The organism is Propionicimonas paludicola, from assembly GCF_002563675.1.
GTDB lineage: Bacteria > Actinomycetota > Actinomycetes > Propionibacteriales > Propionibacteriaceae > Propionicimonas > Propionicimonas paludicola.
Map to the genome: position 1 here is coordinate 1,760,713 of NZ_PDJC01000001.1, position 17,284 is coordinate 1,777,996.

The window sequence follows — 17,284 nt, forward strand, 5'->3', positions numbered from 1 at the left end:
TTACCGCACGGCCGGTTGAGCTTCGGCGGTCTTCGACTTCAGGAAGACCGCGGCGATCAGCAGCACGATGCCGATCCAGCCGATGAAGGCGAATGCGCTGGTGTAGCCCACTGCCGGCGCGCTGGCCGAGGCCGCGACCGCCCCGACCACGGCCGCGCCGACGAGCTGGCCGATGCTGGTGAACACGTTGACCAGGCCCTGCGCCGAGGACCGCTCGGCCGCGGTGGTCTCGTTCAACGTGACGTAGCGGATCGGTGCGCCCAGCAGCGCCGACATGCCGAAACCGATCAGCAGGCCGGAGACAATGAACAGCCACAGTACGTTCGCCGTGGCGCTGAGCAGGAACATGCCGACGGTCATGATGGCCACGCCGACCACGATCACGATCCGTGAGCCGTAGCGATCCAGCAGGCGTCCGGCGATCGGCGAACCGGCGCCCATGGCCAGCACCACCGGCATCAGCAGGAAGCTGCCCACGCCGCTGGTGACACCGAGCGCGGTGACGGCCAGCAGCGGCATGAACACCAGGCTGGCTTCGCCAAGACCGGCACCGGCGGTGAGCAGGTAGCCCAGCCGCAGCTGGCGACGGGCGAACAGGCCGACCGGGAACACCGGGCTGGCCGCGCGCTGCTCTACCAGCACCAGCAGCACCCACGCCACCACGGACGCGGCCAGCGACCCCCACACGGTCACGGTGGCCAGCGAGCCGACGAAGTTGGCGGTGTCGATGTTGACCAGGCCGAAGGCCAGTGTGCCCAGGGCCACGGCAAGAAGGGCCATGCCCAGCCAGTCGAAGCTCACGGCGTCCGCCTGGCGCTCGTGCGGGAGCACCTTCCAGGCCAGCACCATCACCACGGCGGCGATCGGCAGGTTGATCACGAACAGCCACTGCCAGCCGGCCAGCAGCAGGACGCCGCCCAGAATCGGGCCGATCACGAAGGCGATGCCGAAGACCGCGCCGATCAGACCTAGCGCGCTCCCCCGCTTCTCGGCCGGGAAGGTGTCACCGATGACCGCGCTGGCCACCGGGAAGATGCCGCCCGCGCCGAAGCCCTGGATTGCCCGTCCGACCAGCAGCAGCACGAAGCCACCGGCCAGCCCGGAGGCGATCACTACGGCCGAGCCGATCGCGAACAGCGCCACGTCGGTGAGGTAGATGGCACGGCGTCCGAAGTTGTCGGAGAGCTTGGCCATCAGCGGAGTGCCGATCAGGTTCGCCAGCACGTACACGCTGAAGATCCACGACACGGCCCGCGAGTCGAGCCCGAACTGGGCCTGGATCGCCGGCAGCGCCGGCCCCACGATCGCGATGTCGAGCGCACCCATCAGCACGCCAACGAACAGCACCCCCAGCAGACGGTTCCGCTGCTTCTCGTCCACTTCTACCTCACTTACTTACCGGTCGGTAAGGAGCATAGCACCTAGCGCATCGGCGAGGGGATCCCTTCGCCGCCGGTTGACCACCATCACAACGCCTGAAGCTTCGCCCCGCGCACAGCCTCTCCAGCAGCAAGAGACCGCGCGACGATCGGGGAGAGACTCCGCACATGTGGCCCGACCGTCAGTTCGCCGCACCCATCCGCCTTGAGCGGCGCAGACCTAAGCGTCGCGACGGGAATACCGACGAACACGCCCGCCTGCGATCAGCGATCACTATCCTTGCCGGCAGGGACAATGTCGACAGAGCGAGGTCCGCAAATGACGGTCAATGCCATTGTGAGCATGGCAATGCTCAAGGTTAATGCAGATCGGGCTGGCAGGAGCGTGCTCGAGAACTTTCGGCCATTCGTCCTTGATCGGCTATACCACTCGGGTACGGAGGCAGTCTCGACCCCCTCCCTTCGTTCGGCGATATCCGCAGAGTTCGGAATCGATATGCCTTCGGCCGTGATCCAGACCCTCACGAACGGCATGGCCCGCGACGGTCTACTGAAGAAAGATCATGGCATCCTTGTCTTCAATCGGGAAGACTTCGCCAAGCATGATCTATCATCCTCCCGAGCCACCGCCCAACAGAATTACGAGATGCTCATGCGAGCAGGAGTGGCATTCGCCAAGGACGACTTCGGTGTGGACCTCACGCCCGAGCAATTTGCGGGCAGCTTCCTTGAGTTCCTTCGAGATGAGACAGTCCCACTCCTCAAGACCGTAATTGAAGGCCGCCCAATCGTCGCGGATCCTCAGGTCGAGGTCGGCAGCCTGAAGTATGTAGTTGCCTCCTTTGTTCTGAGTGCATTCCAAAACGACCCCACGCTGGCCGTAGCACTGTCAACGGTTGTGAAGGGCGGCGTCATCGCGTCAGCGCTCTACTTTCCCGACCCAGCCGGTATTGATCGCCGACTCGGAGGGCTGCGTATCTTTCTGGATACAACCCTTCTCCTGCGCCTCACCGGCGCATGCGGCCCCGACTTCCAGCGGGCGGCAGACGACCTTGCAGCCCTAGCTATCTCACGCGGAGCGTCATTGCGCTGCTTTGACCACACGCTCAAGGAATGTCTGGGCGTTCTGGACGCGTCTGCGAGCAATGTACGGCGGGGCGGCGGCCACTACTACGGAGAGGCAACGGAGTACATGGTCGCGGCCGGCTGGACATATTCAGACGTCATTCAGTTTCGAGACGCTTTCGAGGAGAAGCTGGCGTCAGCCGGCGTCACAATCCATGATAAGCCAGAGCATGTTGCACGGCTGACCGTTGATGAGGACCGCCTAGATGCAATACTGCAAGGCGAGGTTCACTATACGAGCACTGAAGCGCGGTACAAGGACATCGACTCGATTACTTCTGTCTATCGCCTCCGTCGCGGCCGCGCTGCCTCAAGCTTGGCGCGCGCGGGCGCGGTGTTTGTTACGACGAACACCGCACTTGTTCGGGGCGCCCGGAAGTTCGCAAAGCTCGAGGAGCTTGAGCGAGGGCTAATTCCACTGTGCATCCCAGACTTTTTCTTGACCACCGCACTATGGGTCTCCCAGGAGTTGGTTTCTCCTAATCTGCCATCAAAGCAGCTCATAGCGGACTGCGTGTCTGCTATTCGAGTCGATCACCACCTCTGGAAACTCTATGTTGAGAAGATTGATCGGCTGCTCCAGTCCGGCGATGTGAGTCCCGATGACTACGTGCTCCTGAGACAGTCGCTTGAAGTGCGGGCGCTGATCATGTTTGACACCTCGGAAGAGCCCGAGAACTTCACGGACGCCACCGTCGAGAAGGTGCTCGAGCGTCAGCGCATGAACATCGCTCTGGAGGCAGACGCCGAGGCACAGCGGACGCTGGACGACGCACGCCAGAGAGAGGTAGCAGTAAGGCGCGAGGCCGCGAAGACGAGAGAGGGCCTTGAGCGTGCCAAAGACACCCTTGCGGCAGATCGACAGTCTCTTCTCGCGAAGGCGGAGGCCGCAGCGAGAGGAGTATCACTCGCCGCGATAGGGACCCTTGCGGTTCTGGCTGCACTTGGTGCGATCTTCAGCTTCCCGGGACTACTCGTCCAGCAGCTCTCAGGCCTGGTCTCTTTCATAATCTCTGCGTCAGTCTTCGCCTTCCTCGCTCTCTCGCTGTTCTCGTTGGTGACGGAGCGAGGGCTACCTTTCGTCCATCGGACGCTGCAGGGCCACCTCACAAGGTGGATCGGCGAGCATGTCTATGGCACGGGCAACTGGTCCCCCGTCGAGTCCCTAGGGTTCGAGACCATTCCGGCCACGCCTGACGACGAGCTGGACTGACGCCCTGCGCCGCGCGCGCTGTACAGCCTCGAGGCACTCCGATTGCATGGGCACTCCGCCACCAGATCCGGCGCAGCCCCTATCGGAGGCGTCCGACGATCCACCGATCCAGGCCAGCAGACTCGCGGAGTCAACCGAGAGCTGGTGCACGGGCTGAGGTCCGAGCCAACGCCATCGAGCCACAGACCAGCACTTAGTCGAGCACATCCCGACGCCGACGCCCGCGCCTGCCTCGTTCCGACGAGGAGACCAGCGCAAGTCCAGGAGCTCACCCGACCAACTAGGCGTCGCGGTCGGTCGCGCGCAGGCGGACGATCTCCGCAGCGACCCGTCCGATGAGGTCGTAGGGAATCTCCGAGGAGTGCGGGAACGAGACGGTGTCCTTCTCGGCTCGGTACGGCGCGATCTCGCTCTCCAACGGCTCGGACAGCCGCGGCACGGGATAGAGCCCGATGTGCCTCTTCCAGCCCGCGAAGTGCAGGGCATGCCTACCGCCCAGAATCACCGCGGCAATGCCGTATCGCATCTTCTCCTCGGGCTGCCCACCGTCGGCACCCCGGACGCCCGCAACGATCTCAGCGCGGACCCGCTCGAGCCGATCCCTCACCTCGGGCGGGAAGCCCGCGATGTACTCATCAACGGTCACCGGCGTCACCATGCGAGCAGCGTAGGACGCACAGCGCGACAGCGACACAACAGCAGGAGAACTGCCCAGGACCGCGAAACCACCGCCCGACTCCACGCCGGGCCACCGGGCAGCGGACAAATCACGGCGCTTCGCGCCCTTATGAGGCAGCCGAGGCATCGGCCTGAAAGGCTTGCGCCATGGCACCACAGCCTCGCTACAACCCGCCGCCCAACTGGCCCGCACCCCCACCAGACTGGACGCCCGACCCGGGCTGGCAGCCCGATCCCGCATGGGGACCACCGCCGGCAGGCTGGGTTCTGTGGCTGACCGAACGAGCCAATCCTCGCCCGTTCCGACGCGCGTTCCTCGCGGCAGGCAGCTGGTGGCTTCTCGCTTGCTTGTTGATCACCCCATTGGCTCCAACCCAAGCATCCGTCCCGTACGTGGTGGGCCGGCTCACCTTTGGCCCGGTCGTTGCGGCAGTGACCATTGGCTTGCTTGCCCGAGCGAGCCGGGCTCGATGGGCAATCTGGAAGTACTTCCTCTGGAGCCTAGTGCTCGCGCTCGCGCTTTCCTTGATGTCGTTGGCTGGCTATCGAGGGCACTGACCTGCATCAACCCGACGCGAACTGGGCATCCCTGATCCCGCCTGAGCCCGGCAGACGCGCGCGTCAGCCGTGCTCGCGGCCAGAAATCGGAGCGCCACTCAGGAATGCCTCGTACGCACTGCGAGCATCATCGTCGACAACCGGCTGCTGTGCTGAGTACCGCCCGTCCGTCCGGTCTCGCTTGGGCCCTGAGACCCAGTAGCGCTCGCCCGTCTCGACGTCATAGAAGTTCGAGTCGGCATTCGCACTCGCCGTGCCCGCGACGCGCCGCAGCTTCCGACCATGGAACCGCAGCGACCGCCACGAGCGGCTGAACTCGACCCGTGCGATCCAGGCCGGCCCGCGGTCACCATCGAAGCCCGACTTCAGTTGGACGTACATGATGCGCTCGGCCACAGCGGCATCGTATGGGGTGCCTCAGATCAGGAGCTGCGAGACCCGTCCGCGAGAGACATGGGTGAGGAAGGCGATGTCGGCCAGGGAGAGGCCGAGCGTCCGCAACTCCCGGACGACCTCGCGCACTTGACGGGCGGCCGCGGCCTCGGCTTCCTTCGCGTCAGCCATCGCCTTCCAGGCGCCAATCACGCGGGTCATCAGGTCGTCGCCCACATCGGGGGCAGCGACGATGCGGACCTCGGACGAGTCGTCGATCTGATGGACGAAGTCCCATGCCCGTTCCTCAAGCCGCTCAAGAGTGGGCGCCTCGGTGGCCCCCACGAGCCTCGTGTGATCGGGGGCATCGGGATCGAAGGCGTGGACGTTGACGAGCCATCCGTTCCCCGGTCGCGGAGTGGCCTTGGCCACATAGCCGTGGTCCGTGGGCCAGGTGGCCGGGCTTGCTGCGCTGTCGACGTTCATTCTGTCTGCTCCCTGATCCGTCGCCGAGAGGTTGACGACGATGTCCATGCCAGTACCCCTATACGGCTCTGCATAGAGGCACTAACGGCGATGGTGAGACCAGTCTCGACGGCTGAGCGGGGCGTGCCCCTGAGGCGGCTTCGACAAGCTCGGCCATCGCACCGAGCGGGGCATAATCCCGTGGCGGCCTCATCATGTTGCGGAAAGCCGCACCGGAGAACGTGGCCGAGATTAGGCTGGCGCGAGAGTCCCCCGGCCGTTGGCCGGGCCGAGACCGTGGGGGAAACATGACCGAACCGAACGCCCAGCCAGGGCCCTACCAGCCGGGTGGGGCGACGCCCGGCCAGAACCCCGAGTGGCCCACCGCACCGATCCCCACCAGCCAGCCGCCCGGCTACGGCCAGCAGCAATGGCCGACCATGTACCCACAGCAGCCCGTACCGCAGGCTTACAGCACCTACCCGCAACCGCCGTATCCCGCGGCTATGCAGCCCGGCCCATACCCCCAGGCGCCGGGTCAACCCGGGCCGTACGGACAACCGATGTATCCGCCGAACATCGTGATCAACAACGTCGTGCAGACCGCGACCGTGGCCGGGACCTTCGAACGAAGGAAGTCGGTCGGGGTCGCCTTCGTCCTGACCTTCTTCTTCGGCCCGCTGGGCATGTTCTACTCCACAGTCTCCGGCGCCATCGTGATGCTGCTGATCAGCCTCGTCATGCTGCCAGTGACCGCCGGAGTCGGCAGCATTCTGGTGTGGCCGGCCAGCATCATCTGGGGGTGCGTCGCGGCCTCCCGGACCAACTCGGGTGGTCAGATCAACCAGACCAACTTCCGCTAGAGACCTCTCCGGCCCAGCCGGCGCTACCGGAACCGGACCCCGGCCCTACTCGGTCGAAGGACGTGCGAGTCGCGCCGAGATGTCGTCGTCGGACAACTCGACGATCTCGGTGACGAGCCAGTCTGTGCGGGTGTCGGGGAGCTGGAACGACTCCCACTCGTACTCACCAACGAGTTCGAGGCGGCCGGTGACTGTGACCCGCGCCCCGGACGCCACCTCGGACGCGTGCCCATCGAACTGCACCTGGAACTGGTCCGCTCCGACCCTCAGCACGAACTCTGCCCCGCAATGCTCGCGTCTGCGCCCACGTTCGGCACCACTCCAGATGTCACGAACCTCGCTCGCGATCCCAGTCACCGCATAGACCTGCTCACCCGGGCCGCTACCGCCGGCGACTTCGACGATCCCATCGGGTTCACGGGGATCAGCGGCGACGACCGCGCCGCGGGCCCGCACCCCTACGGACCTCAATAGGGAGCCGACGCTAGGCCGCGGCGGCTCGTCGTCGGCCATCATCCAGCCCATCACCCGTACCCACACGCAGACATCCTTGCTCACGCTCGGGCGCGTCGGGACACTTGACTCACTCAACCAATCAACGGCCAACGGTCGCAGGCTCAGCCAACGTGGGTTACTCGGCGAGGATCACCAGCAACTTCCGAGGGCCATGGACGCCCTCAACCCGGCTCAGCTCAATGTCGGAGGTCGCCGAGGGGCCACTGATCCAGGTCAGCGGGCTGCCGGCCGCGACCGAGGCGCCCAGGCGTCCGACGGCCTCGGGGACGTCGGAGACCACCTGCTCGGCGCGCACCACCACCAGGTGGGTGTCGGGCACCAGGGTCAGCGCCCGACGCCCCTGGTCAGGAGCGTGATCGAGGATGATGGTCCCGGTCTCGGCCACGCCGACCGCGGCAGCGGTGACCACGGCGTCGATCTCGTTGAGCACCATGCGGTCCAGCGGCGGATCGTCCTCCCGCACCGCAATGCCGGCCTCGGTGACCGCCGTCCGCCAGGTGGGGTCGACCCCACCCGGCAGCACAGCAGACGACACTCCGGCGCCGCCGAGCAGCGTGGCCACCTGGGTCGGCACCTCGGCGGCCGGGACGCGCACCACCAGCGCCTTGTAGTCCTCGACGGTCTCGACGAAGCGATCCAGCACATCGGGCATCGGCGTCGGACGCTCGTAGACCCACTCGATCGGCACATCGAGCCCCGGGTCGGGCTCGATCACGTCGGCCAGGGCCGTCTGGATCCGGGAAAGGATCTCGTCGCGGGCGTTCATCGCTCGCCCTCCTTGTGGTTGTTCTTCCACCACTGGCGGAAGGACTCTTGCGCCGGAACCGGAAGGTCGCGGGCGTTGGTCCAGGGTGAAGCCGGCCACGGCATGGCGCCCAGGTGACTGCGCGAGGAGAACATCTTCCCGGCCAAGCCAGAGAAACGCTCCAGGAACTGCAGGTTGCGGTAGTCGCTCAACGCCCAGCCGGCCAGCGCGATCGCGGTCGGTTCAAGCTTGGGGATGTGCTTGGTCTGGGCCACCTTGTGCCGCAGGTGCACCAAGATGTCCGGAATCGGAATCCGCACCGGGCAGACGTCCCCGCACGCCCCGCACAGACTCGACGCGAACGGCAGCGACTTGTCCAGCTCGGTCTCGATGCCGCGCAGCTGCGGGCCGAGGATCGCGCCGATCGGGCCCGGATAGACCGAGCCGTAGGCGTGGCCGCCGACCCGCTCATAGACCGGGCAGATGTTCAGGCAGGCCGAGCAGCGAATGCAACGCAGGGCGGCCCGACCGATCGGATCGGACAGCGCCTTGGTCCGGCCGTTGTCGACCAGGACGACATGCACCTCCTGCGGCCCGTCGCCCGGCGTGACTCCGGTCCACAGCGAGGTGTACGGGTTCATCCGCTCCCCCGTGGACGAGCGCGGCAGCAGCCGGGTGAACACCTCCAGGTCGGCCACCGTGGGCAGCACCTTCTCGATGCCCACCACGCTGATCAGAGTCTCCGGCAAGGTCAGGCACATCCGTCCATTGCCCTCGGACTCGACCACCACCAGCGAGCCGGTCTCGGCGATAGCGAAGTTCGCCCCGGAGATGCCCACCTTGGCCCGCAGGAACTTCTCCCGCAGGTGGCGTCGGGCGGCACCTGCCAGCTCGGCCGGGGAGTCGGAGACGTCCTCGGGTGCCGGGGTGCCGTACTTCTTCATCTCCCGCAGGAAGATCTCGCGCACCTCGGAGCGGTTGCGGTGGATGGCCGGCACCAGGATGTGGCTGGGCCGGTCGTGTCCGAGCTGGACGATCAGCTCGGCCAGGTCGGTCTCCCAGGCCGCGATGCCCGCGCCCTCGAGCGCCTCATTGAGGTCGATCTCCTGGGTGGCCATCGACTTGACCTTCACCACTTCGTCCACGCCTTTGGCCCGGACCAGGTCGATCACAATCTGATTGGCCTCCGCGGCGTCCCGGGCCCAGTGGACGGTGGCCCCGTTACGGGTCAGCGACTCCTCCAGCTGGGCCAAGTAGGTGTCCAGGTGACGCAGCGTCCGGGTCTTGATGGCTTCACCGGCCCGGCGCAGATCCTCCCAGTCGGCCACTTCGGCCACCCGGTCGGCCCGCTTCGCCCGAATCGTGGTGGTGGCGTGGCGCAGGTTCTTGCGCAGCTGCGGGTCGTCGAGCTCGGCCTTGGCGTTCTTGGCGAACTTCGGCATCCCGAGATAGGTGGACGAGGGCGCCGGCGTCCGGCGGGCCTGCGGCTGGGCCGTCATCGGGCCACCTCCTCGGTCTGCGCGAGGATCTCGGCCAGGTGAATGGGCTTGATCCCGGCCCGCTCGCGGTGCAGCAGCCCGCCGATGTGCATCAGACAGGCGTTATCCCCGGTGACCAGATACTCCGCCCCGGTCGAGCGGACGTTGCGGGCCTTGTCGGTACCCATGGCCACCGAGACGTCCGGGTTCTTCAGCGAGAAGGTGCCGCCGAAGCCGCAGCACTGTTCGGCATCGGGCAGCGGCACCAGATCCAGGCCCTTCACCTTGCTGAGCAGCTGGTAGGGCCGATCCCCCACCTTGGCCACGCGTACCGAGTGGCAGGTCGGATGATAGGTGACCCGATGCGGGAAGTAGGCGCCCACATCGGTCAGCTCCAGCACGTCCACCAGGAACTCGGTGAGGTCGTAGGTCCGCAGCGCGACCTCCTGGGACGCCTTCACCAGCCCCTGGTCACCGGCGTGTTCGGCCAGCATCGGGTGCTGGTGGCGCACGGCGCCCACACACGAGCCGGACGGGCCGACGATGTAGTCGTAGGACTCGAACGCCTTGACGTAGTTGCGGACGTTCGGTACCGCGGCGTCGTAGTAGCCGGTGTTGGTGAACAGCTGACCGCAGCAGGTCTGCTCCAGCGGGAACTCCACCGTGCAACCCAGCCGCTCCAGCAGGGTCACCACAGCCTTCGGCGTGTTCGGGAACATGACGTCGTTGATGCAGGTTGCGAACAACGCAACGCGGGGACCGGCGGCATCGCTCCTCCTTTTCGGCACCGGACTGAGCCGGGCCAGCGGGCTCCAGTGCCCGTCACAGTCTCTCCCTATTGGTCAGACCAATTCAGATTCTGTACCTGCCCCGTTCTGGCGTCAAGTGACACCCCGGTCCGCGACAATGTCAGGGTGAGCACAGACGACGAGCGACCCGGGCTGCACACCTACCAGATCGTGCTTCGACACATCGAGGCCGGCATTCTGTCCGGGGAACACCGCGTCGGCGACCAGCTGCCCACCGAACGCGATCTGGCCGCCGAACTGTCGGTGAGCCGCTCGGCGGTCCGCGAGGCCATGCGGGTCCTGCAGACCCAAGGCCTGATCACCTCCAGCACCGGGCCCGGCCGCGGTACCCGGATCGCTCCGGCACGCGGGGACGCCCTGGCCCGGCTCTTCCAGCTGCACCTGTCGCTGTCCACCGCCGCCGATGCGGACCTCACCGAGACCCGCATCGCCCTGGAGCGGTCATCGGCCGCTCTGGCCGCCCAGCGAGCCGACTCGGAGGCGCTCCAGCGACTCGAGGAACTGGTCGAGGCCATGAACGACGTCGAAGCGATCGACGACTTCAACTCCCTGGACACCGAGATGCACGTGCTGATCGCCCGGATCAGTGGTGCCGAGCTGACCGCCGACCTCACCGTGGGCCTGCGCGAAGCCGTCCGGGAGCGGATCCGAGCCTCATCCAAAGCGCTGCCCGACTGGACCGCCCACCGCGACCAGCTGATCGACGAGCACCGACAGATCGTCGCTGCCATCACCGGCCGAGATCCGGCGGCCGCGGCGAACCTGGTCGAACACCATATTCGCCGCGCCTACCGGACCCTCGGCATCGCGTCCTAGCCGCCCGAGCAGCCCGCCCCCGTCGTGCTGCGGGGACGAGCCCGGGCCGCTAACCCAGCAGAGCCGTTCCGTAGTGGCTGACCACCAGCACGGTCAGCACCAACAGCCAGCCGACCACGATGAATGCGTCCACCCCTAGTCGCAGCCCGGTCAGCGCAGCCTGCTGAGCCCGGGGCGGCAGGAACAGGTTCCCGTCCCGCAGGTTCACGTGGGTCAAGGTGACGAACACCAAAGTGGTCGAGACCGTCACCAACAGGCACCACGGGCACAACGCACCGATCACATACATGGCCTGGAAGAACAGCCAGTAGGCGAAGGCCACCCCGATCGTGTAGACCACCTGGGCGGCCAGCATGAAGCCCCGTGGGAACTTCACCCCGGCCAGGCTGGCCACCGCGATGGTGATCACCACCGGTTCGGCGATCAGTCCCAGGAAGGCGTTCGGGAACCCGAGCAGACTGGCCTGCCAGGACGACCCGACAGTGCCGCAGCTGATCACCTGGTTGATGTTGCAGGCCAGGTCGGCCCCCGGGTTGCGGGCCAGTTCGATGGCGTCCACGCTCAACACGAAGGATGCCAACAGGCTGAGGCAGGCCGAGAAGAGCATCGTCCCGAACAGCCAGCCGTTGGTCTGCCGGAACCGATGCACTCGCTCGACGACGTCGCTCACCGAGCTGCCGCTTCGACAGCGGCCTTGAGTACGCCGGGCTGGGTCGGATCTCCGGCGAGCTTCTCCCCGTTGATCTTCACCGTCGGAGTGCTGGTCACTCCGGAGGAGAACGCCGACTGGGTGGCCTGGACGACGGCAGCCTCGTTGGCCATCTTCGTGAAGCTGTCCGCCACGGCCTGGCTCACCCCGACTCCGGTGGCCAGTGACTTCAGCTGGTCATCGGTGGGTCCGGGCGTCCCCTCTTGCGGCTGGTTCTCGTACAGCGCGGCGTTGAAGGCCAACGCCTTGTCCGGCTCTGCCTTGTACACGGTGAACAGCGCGTTCGCCGCACGGGTCGAGTAGCGCGCAGTCCCGGACTGCTGGTCGAGGAAGGACATCGGGTGGATCACCAACCGGACGGTGCCGGCGTCGACCATCGCCTTGAGATCCTGGCTGTTGGCGCGCTCGAAGGCGCCGCAGTAGGGGCACATAAAGTCCTGGAAGACGTCAACGCGCACCTTGGCGTCCGCCTTGCCGATGACGACGGTGGACTCATCGACCGAGCCGGCCGCGGGGCGCGCCGGGACGCCGCTGACCAGGGCGAACACGCCCCAGATCACGGTGGCCAGCACGGCCAGGCCGGCTACGGACATCAGGATCGTGCGAACCCGGCGCTCTCGTTGGGCGCGCTGCTGCTCCTCGCGCAGTCGCTCACGACGGTTACCGGACGGGGATGGGTTGCCGGGGTTGGCCGGCGATACAGGCTTCTTGGACATGGGTTGCTCTTTTCGGTTGCGGGGAACTGGCCCGGCAGCAGGCACGGGCCGATGGGTGCGGCAACCACAGGCCCGGGACAGCGCTCAGCTACCCCGCCCCGTCGGCGGCTACCGCAGGAGGGTCAGCAACCGAAAGGAGGACCGCGCCGCGACTGCGGCGAGGGGATGGTCCGCGCCACGCGGACCGGAACCAGGACGCTGGCCAGAGCCCGCTCGGGCGCAGCCAGGCGAGGAGCCTGGGCGACGGTGAGGCGACGGCGCAGCCAATCGCGCAGTCGGCCCAGCACAGTGGACGCCCACCAGCCGACTCCCAGGGCGCTCAGTGCGAGCAGTGTCCCGACCACGACGGCCAGAATCGAGACCGCGAAGGAGACCTGAACCAGCGCGCCGAAGCTCTCGCCGGACAGATAGGAGCCGCGCGGACAGCTGGCCGAGGCGCTGAAGACATGCAGCTGCAGGCCGATCTCACCGAGGCCGGCCGCCGGATGCAGACACAGACTGGAGTCGAATCGCAGCAAAGGCAGCACCTGCCGCAGCCCGATCAGGCCGGTGACAGCGAGCAGACCGGTGGCGATGAATCGCCCCCAATGTCGCCTGCCCAACATGGATCTCCCCTGCCGCTGGTTGGCGAAAGTGTAGCCCCGAGCGCTGTGGCGTCCACCTCCGATGAGCAGAACGCCCAGTTCGGATTGACAGCGAGGCCCACATTTGGCACCGTTCGGCGCAGGGAGAGTTCGATTTCGGGGGAACGAGCGGGCCCATTTCGTGAGGCATTCTTCAGGCCTTTCAACAATGGGACCAGCCAGGGCATCTTGGACCGGGGGGCCAGATGACTGTGCAACAACCGGGCGGAGCAGTCCGTCCGGAAGTAGGGGGGGTGTCCGGAGATCCGGTTGCGCCTGCCCTACCTCGGCTCGCCTTCACCCTGACCGGCATCGCCCAGTTGAGCGTCCTGCTCCTGGCCACCGCGGCTGTCGGCACCGTTCTGGCCTGGGGCTTCTCCTGGATCACCGCCGCCGAAAACCTGGCCTTCGGCTATCTGACTGCGCTGCAGTGGACGGCACTGGTTCTGGCCGGTTGGCAGCTGATCTCCGTGATCGGCAAATGGCTTCTGGTCGGACGGGTGAGACCCGGCCGGATCAGAATGTGGAGCTTCCGACATTTCCGGTTCTGGGTCGCCACGACGTTGGTGCGGAGCGCGCCGGCGGCTCGACTGGTCGGCTCGGAATGGCAGCGCTGGCATCTGAACAGCACCGGCGCCCGGATCGGACGCGGCACGGTGCTGCTCTGCTCGACTCCCCCGGTTCCCGATCTGCTCGACATCGGACCCAACTGCTTCGTGGGTGAGCGCACGCTGGTGGCCGGCTACCGGCCGGCGCCGGGCGCCCTGCTGCTCGATCGCACCCGGATGGGTGCCGGAGCCGTGGTCGGCGACGACTGTGTCCTCGAGCCGGGCAGTGCGCTGGGCGACCATGCCCGGCTGGCCGACTCGGCGAGCCTGCAGCCGGGCCAGCAGGTTCCGTCCGGGCAGAGCTGGCACGGTTCGCCGGCCCGTCCGGTGGATACCGAGCTACCAAACCTGCCGCAACTGATCACCCAGCCGCGGGTGAGTCAGCGGGTCCGACAGGTCGGCTATGCCTGGTTGCAGCTGGTCGCCTGGATCGCCGGGCTGGCCGCTGTGGCCACCGCGGTGAGCTGGCTGGGCCGGTTCCTGCTGGTCGAACTGCTCTCGGCAGCCGCGGACGGTTCCGCCTTCGGGCTGCCGTTGACCCTGGCCTGGTCGCTGGCCCTGTCCGGCGCGGCGCTGGTGCTGGCGCTGCTGGCCGCCTTCGTCATGACCGCACTGCCGCGAGCCGTCGCCGCGCTCAGCGAGGACAGCCGGGTGTTCCCGCTTCCCGGCGGACGCTGGTCCCTGGTGCGGCTGGTCCGGGCCTGGTCGAACCTGTCCTGGCCGAACGCCCTGTTCAGTAGCTCAGTCCTGGCCGCCCGACGGCTTCGTCTGCTCGGCTGGCGGCTGCGCCAGCGTCCGGGCGGCTTCGAGGCGTTCGGTGAACTGATCGGCCAAGACAACCCCTCGGCGATCACCTGGGGCGCCGGCAGCGTGGCCGGAGACCGGGTGTGGATCGCCAACATCGAATGTGCGGCGGACGCCTTCCGAGTGCACCCGGCGCGGATCGGGACGGACTGCTCGATCGGCGACCAGGTCACCTGGCCCAGCGCAGCCCGGTTGGGCGATTCCTGCGAGGTGGCCGCTCGCACCGCGGTCCCGGTGAGCGGCCCGATCCGGATCCGGACCAGCCTGATCGGCAGCCCGGCGGTGGAGACCGATCGGCCAGCGTCGGAGCGCACCGAATGGGGACGCTCGCTGCCCGAGCTCTATCGGCAGTTGGCCGACCGGGCCCGCTCCGACCTGACCACCACCGGCCTGCAGTTGCTGGTCAGCTGGATCTGGATAACCCTGGCGCTCACCGGAGTCCAGGCCCTGACCGCCACCGCATTGCCGGGTTGGCTGATCAGCTCCCTGCTGATCGTAGGTGTCGCCCTGATCCGCTGGAGCTGTTGGCTGATCGCCGAGGCCATCGCTCGCTCGGCCATTCCGGCCCGGCCGGTCACCTTCGCCATCCGCGATCTCCGGTTCAGCCGGCATCATCGGGCGCGCCGGCTTGGCCTGGAGCCACCCGCACTGCTCTCCGGGACGGCATTGCGTCCGCTGTGGTGGCGACTGCGCGGCGCTCAGGTCGGCCGCTGCGTCTTCGACGACGGAGCGGTACTCAGCGAGCCGCGCCTGGCGCAGATCGGCGACCAGACGATGTTGGGCCAGGGTGCGGCCTTGCAGAGCCACGAGACCAAGAACGCCGCCTACACGTTGGCTGAGATCACTCTGGGCGAGCGGACGGTGCTGGGCAACCGAAGCCTGCTGCTGGCCGGCACCCAGTTGGGCGCGGACTCTCAGGTCGCCGCGGACGCCGTCCTGTTCGCTCAGCTCGGAGCGCCGGGCAGCTCCTGGCTGGGCAACCCGGCCACCCAGATCGTGCCCGCGACCAGCGTCGATCAACCGTCGAACCAGCCGCCCGCTGCGCAACCCTCGGCCCGACCGGCCCGCTCTCGCGGCGAGGACCACAGCAGGCCGGCCCGCCCTCGCAAGCAGAGGACGCCGAAGCCGACGTCCGCCGAGAAGCCGATCCCCACCGAGAAGCCAGTCGCGGTGGCCAAGGCACCGGCCGCGCGCACCAAGAAGACCAAACGACCCAAGGCCACCCCACCAGCCGTCGCTCCGGCCGCGCTGGTGGCCGAGGCGCCGCTGCCGACCCTCGAGCCGGTCCCGTCCAGCCCACCTACGCCCGCCGAGGAGTTCACGCTGCTCGGCACCAGCTTCTCCGCCGAGCGGATCATGGTTCCTCGGCTGTCGGCGACAGTGGCGGTGTTCGACCTGTCCCCGACTCCGCTGATGGACCTGAACCTGCCTCAGGCGCTGACCGGCTTCGGTATCCCCGAGGAATGCCTGGAGGACGACCTCAGTCTGCGGGACGCTCCGATCAGCCCCAGCGCCGAGATTCGGTCGCTGCTGGCTCGGATCCTGCTGCGCCAGCTGCTCAGCACCGCGCATCCGGAGCATCGACCGGACGAGTGGGGCTTCATCCGCTCCTCTGGTGGCGGACTGAGTCCGTTCTGGCCGACCGTCGACGCGTCGGTCAGCCTGGGCCGCGCGGACGCGGTTGTGGTGGCCGCCATCGCGGCCGGCCCGATCGGGGTGGCTGTGCGTGCGGAAACTGCGGAGCCGGGCCTGGAGCCGTCCGCCGCGCAATGGCTCAGCCCGGACGAGTGGACCCGGCTGACAGCAAGCCCGCGGGCCGCTGCCAATGCATCATTGACGAGGATGGCAGCCGTGAAGAATGCGGCGCTGAAGGCCATCAGCGAATGGGGCCCGGCCGCACCGACAGAACTGGACGCCCTGGCCGCAGCGGATGCCGTCCGCTGGCGCTCACCGGGGCGCTCCGAGCGCTGGCTGCCCAGCGCGGCCTGGCCCATCGTGGCCGGCGGAGTACGGCACTGGGTCGCAGTGGTCGGCCCGGTAGGAAGTTGGTTCGAGCAGGACGAGGCACAGGAGGTGAGTCAGAATGGCTGGCACTGAGCGATCCACCGGAGCCCAGTATCGGCGCGCGTTGGTGACCTTGGCGGCCGTGCTGGTCGTCGGAGGCGCTTCCTTGACCTCGCCGACGATCCTCAGTTCACACTCCACGCCGCCGGGAAACGCCGGGCCATCGGCGCCGCTGGTCTCACCGGCTCCCGGCGCCAGTCCGACGCCCACCAACCGTCCGCCGTCGACGGTGCAGGGCACCTCTGATCCGGTGGAGACACCGACTGCCACCCTCCCGACGATCACGCCGACGCCGACCGTGACGATGACCAACCTGCCCCAGATCACCACCAAACGGTTCACCGTCCCGTTCACCACCGTGACCCACAAGGACGCGGGGCTGCACAAGGGCAAGACCAAGGTCGTGCGGGCCGGCGTCAACGGGCTCAAGGAGGTGACCTACACCGACGGGAAGGTCACCGCGACCAAGGTGATTAGGAAGCCGGTGACCAAGCTGGTCGCCATCGGCACCAAGCTCACCCAGCCGTGGCTCAGCAACAAGCAGTGCGGCGACTGGAGGAACCCGTTCGCGAGGGTCACCGTCAACGACCCGGACAAGGTCGGCTACCGACTCACCCTGACCTGGGGAAAGGCGAACCAGACGTTCAAGAAGTCGGGCACCAACAACTTCGAGCTTCACCCCCGCCCGTGGTCTTGGGCCTGGTGGTGGGGCACCCCGCCGTGCGAGGCCAAGCTCGGCTAGG

General features: G+C 67.3%; 16 protein-coding genes. 5 read left to right on the top strand and 11 right to left on the bottom strand.

The window, feature by feature from the left end; all coding sequences use genetic code 11:
• Positions 1-1,380: an MFS transporter gene (locus ATK74_RS08135; protein WP_098460558.1), complete on the bottom strand. Its 1,380-nt coding sequence runs from the start codon at positions 1,378-1,380 to the stop codon at positions 1-3.
• Between the two features lie 318 nt (positions 1,381-1,698).
• Between ATK74_RS08135 and ATK74_RS08140 the strand changes: the two genes are divergently transcribed.
• Positions 1,699-3,717: a hypothetical protein gene (locus ATK74_RS08140; protein ID WP_098460559.1), complete on the top strand. Its 2,019-nt coding sequence runs from the start codon at positions 1,699-1,701 to the stop codon at positions 3,715-3,717.
• A 280-nt stretch (positions 3,718-3,997) separates the two neighbouring features.
• On the opposite strand, the gene ATK74_RS08145 is transcribed toward ATK74_RS08140, so the two are convergent.
• The 3 genes from ATK74_RS08145 to ATK74_RS08160 form a co-directional block, all read right to left on the bottom strand.
• On the bottom strand, positions 3,998-4,375 hold the full coding sequence (locus tag ATK74_RS08145) for an iron chaperone (protein ID WP_098460560.1): 378 nt from the start codon (positions 4,373-4,375) through the stop codon (positions 3,998-4,000).
• A 641-nt stretch (positions 4,376-5,016) separates the two neighbouring features.
• Positions 5,017-5,349 carry a hypothetical protein gene (locus tag ATK74_RS08155; protein WP_211283313.1) on the bottom strand — a complete coding sequence of 111 codons (333 nt, stop codon included), beginning with the start codon at positions 5,347-5,349 and terminating at the stop codon, positions 5,017-5,019.
• 21 nt (positions 5,350-5,370) lie between these two features.
• Positions 5,371-5,811, bottom strand: a complete 441-nt coding sequence (locus ATK74_RS08160; RefSeq protein WP_098460562.1) for a hypothetical protein — start codon at positions 5,809-5,811, stop codon at positions 5,371-5,373.
• A 287-nt stretch (positions 5,812-6,098) separates the two neighbouring features.
• Here ATK74_RS08160 and ATK74_RS15495 point away from each other — a divergent pair, with 287 nt between their 5' ends.
• Positions 6,099-6,653 carry a hypothetical protein gene (locus tag ATK74_RS15495; protein WP_211283314.1) on the top strand — a complete coding sequence of 185 codons (555 nt, stop codon included), beginning with the start codon at positions 6,099-6,101 and terminating at the stop codon, positions 6,651-6,653.
• Positions 6,654-6,698: 45 nt separating this feature from the next.
• On the opposite strand, the gene ATK74_RS08170 is transcribed toward ATK74_RS15495, so the two are convergent.
• The 4 genes from ATK74_RS08170 to ATK74_RS08185 all read right to left on the bottom strand — a co-directional run bounded on the left by ATK74_RS08170 (position 6,699) and on the right by ATK74_RS08185 (position 10,198).
• Complete coding sequence (locus tag ATK74_RS08170) at positions 6,699-7,193, bottom strand: hypothetical protein (protein ID WP_098460563.1); 495 nt, start codon at positions 7,191-7,193, stop codon at positions 6,699-6,701.
• 91 nt (positions 7,194-7,284) lie between these two features.
• Positions 7,285-7,935 (bottom strand): LutC/YkgG family protein, encoded by a 651-nt coding sequence (locus tag ATK74_RS08175; protein WP_098460564.1) that lies wholly within the window; start codon positions 7,933-7,935, stop codon positions 7,285-7,287.
• Positions 7,932-9,413, bottom strand: coding sequence for a LutB/LldF family L-lactate oxidation iron-sulfur protein (locus tag ATK74_RS08180; protein ID WP_098460565.1), 1,482 nt, complete (start codon positions 9,411-9,413; stop codon positions 7,932-7,934). The genes ATK74_RS08175 and ATK74_RS08180 overlap by 4 nt, the downstream gene beginning before the upstream one ends.
• A complete protein-coding gene (locus tag ATK74_RS08185) occupies positions 9,410-10,198 on the bottom strand; it encodes a (Fe-S)-binding protein (RefSeq protein WP_281255393.1) in 789 nt (262 codons plus the stop codon). The genes ATK74_RS08180 and ATK74_RS08185 overlap by 4 nt, the downstream gene beginning before the upstream one ends.
• 108 nt (positions 10,199-10,306) lie before the next feature.
• On the opposite strand from ATK74_RS08185, the gene ATK74_RS08190 reads away from it, so the two are divergent.
• The gene (locus ATK74_RS08190) at positions 10,307-11,017 is read left to right on the top strand and encodes a FadR/GntR family transcriptional regulator (RefSeq protein ID WP_245840845.1); all 711 of its coding nucleotides are present in this window, start codon (positions 10,307-10,309) and stop codon (positions 11,015-11,017) included.
• A 49-nt stretch (positions 11,018-11,066) separates the two neighbouring features.
• Here ATK74_RS08190 and ATK74_RS08195 read toward each other — a convergent pair whose 3' ends face one another.
• From ATK74_RS08195 to ATK74_RS08205, 3 genes are all read right to left on the bottom strand, one after another.
• Complete coding sequence (locus tag ATK74_RS08195; protein ID WP_211283315.1) at positions 11,067-11,687, bottom strand: vitamin K epoxide reductase family protein; 621 nt, start codon at positions 11,685-11,687, stop codon at positions 11,067-11,069.
• Positions 11,684-12,442 (bottom strand): DsbA family protein, encoded by a 759-nt coding sequence (locus ATK74_RS08200; protein ID WP_098460566.1) that lies wholly within the window; start codon positions 12,440-12,442, stop codon positions 11,684-11,686. The genes ATK74_RS08195 and ATK74_RS08200 overlap by 4 nt, the downstream gene beginning before the upstream one ends.
• Positions 12,443-12,564: 122 nt before the next feature.
• Complete coding sequence (locus tag ATK74_RS08205; protein ID WP_098460567.1) at positions 12,565-13,047, bottom strand: hypothetical protein; 483 nt, start codon at positions 13,045-13,047, stop codon at positions 12,565-12,567.
• 272 nt (positions 13,048-13,319) lie between these two features.
• Here ATK74_RS08205 and ATK74_RS08210 point away from each other — a divergent pair, with 272 nt between their 5' ends.
• Positions 13,320-16,574: a hypothetical protein gene (locus ATK74_RS08210; RefSeq protein WP_098460568.1), complete on the top strand. Its 3,255-nt coding sequence runs from the start codon at positions 13,320-13,322 to the stop codon at positions 16,572-16,574.
• Positions 16,561-17,283: a G5 domain-containing protein gene (locus tag ATK74_RS08215; protein WP_098460569.1), complete on the top strand. Its 723-nt coding sequence runs from the start codon at positions 16,561-16,563 to the stop codon at positions 17,281-17,283. Before ATK74_RS08210 ends, ATK74_RS08215 begins: the two co-directional genes overlap by 14 nt.
• Position 17,284 lies beyond the last annotated feature (1 nt).

Bases quoted from the DNA above. Each gene is read 5' to 3' on its own strand.
- ATK74_RS08140 (WP_098460559.1), top strand. From the start codon at position 1,699: ATGACGGTCAATGCCATTGTGAGCATGGCAATGCTCAAGGTTAATGCA.
- ATK74_RS08145 (WP_098460560.1), bottom strand. From the start codon at position 4,375: ATGGTGACGCCGGTGACCGTTGATGAGTACATCGCGGGCTTCCCGCCC.
- ATK74_RS08160 (WP_098460562.1), bottom strand. From the start codon at position 5,811: ATGAACGTCGACAGCGCAGCAAGCCCGGCCACCTGGCCCACGGACCAC.
- ATK74_RS15495 (WP_211283314.1), top strand. From the start codon at position 6,099: ATGACCGAACCGAACGCCCAGCCAGGGCCCTACCAGCCGGGTGGGGCG.
- ATK74_RS08175 (WP_098460564.1), bottom strand. From the start codon at position 7,935: ATGAACGCCCGCGACGAGATCCTTTCCCGGATCCAGACGGCCCTGGCC.
- ATK74_RS08180 (WP_098460565.1), bottom strand. From the start codon at position 9,413: ATGACGGCCCAGCCGCAGGCCCGCCGGACGCCGGCGCCCTCGTCCACC.
- ATK74_RS08200 (WP_098460566.1), bottom strand. From the start codon at position 12,442: ATGTCCAAGAAGCCTGTATCGCCGGCCAACCCCGGCAACCCATCCCCG.
- ATK74_RS08205 (WP_098460567.1), bottom strand. From the start codon at position 13,047: ATGTTGGGCAGGCGACATTGGGGGCGATTCATCGCCACCGGTCTGCTC.
- ATK74_RS08215 (WP_098460569.1), top strand. From the start codon at position 16,561: ATGGCTGGCACTGAGCGATCCACCGGAGCCCAGTATCGGCGCGCGTTG.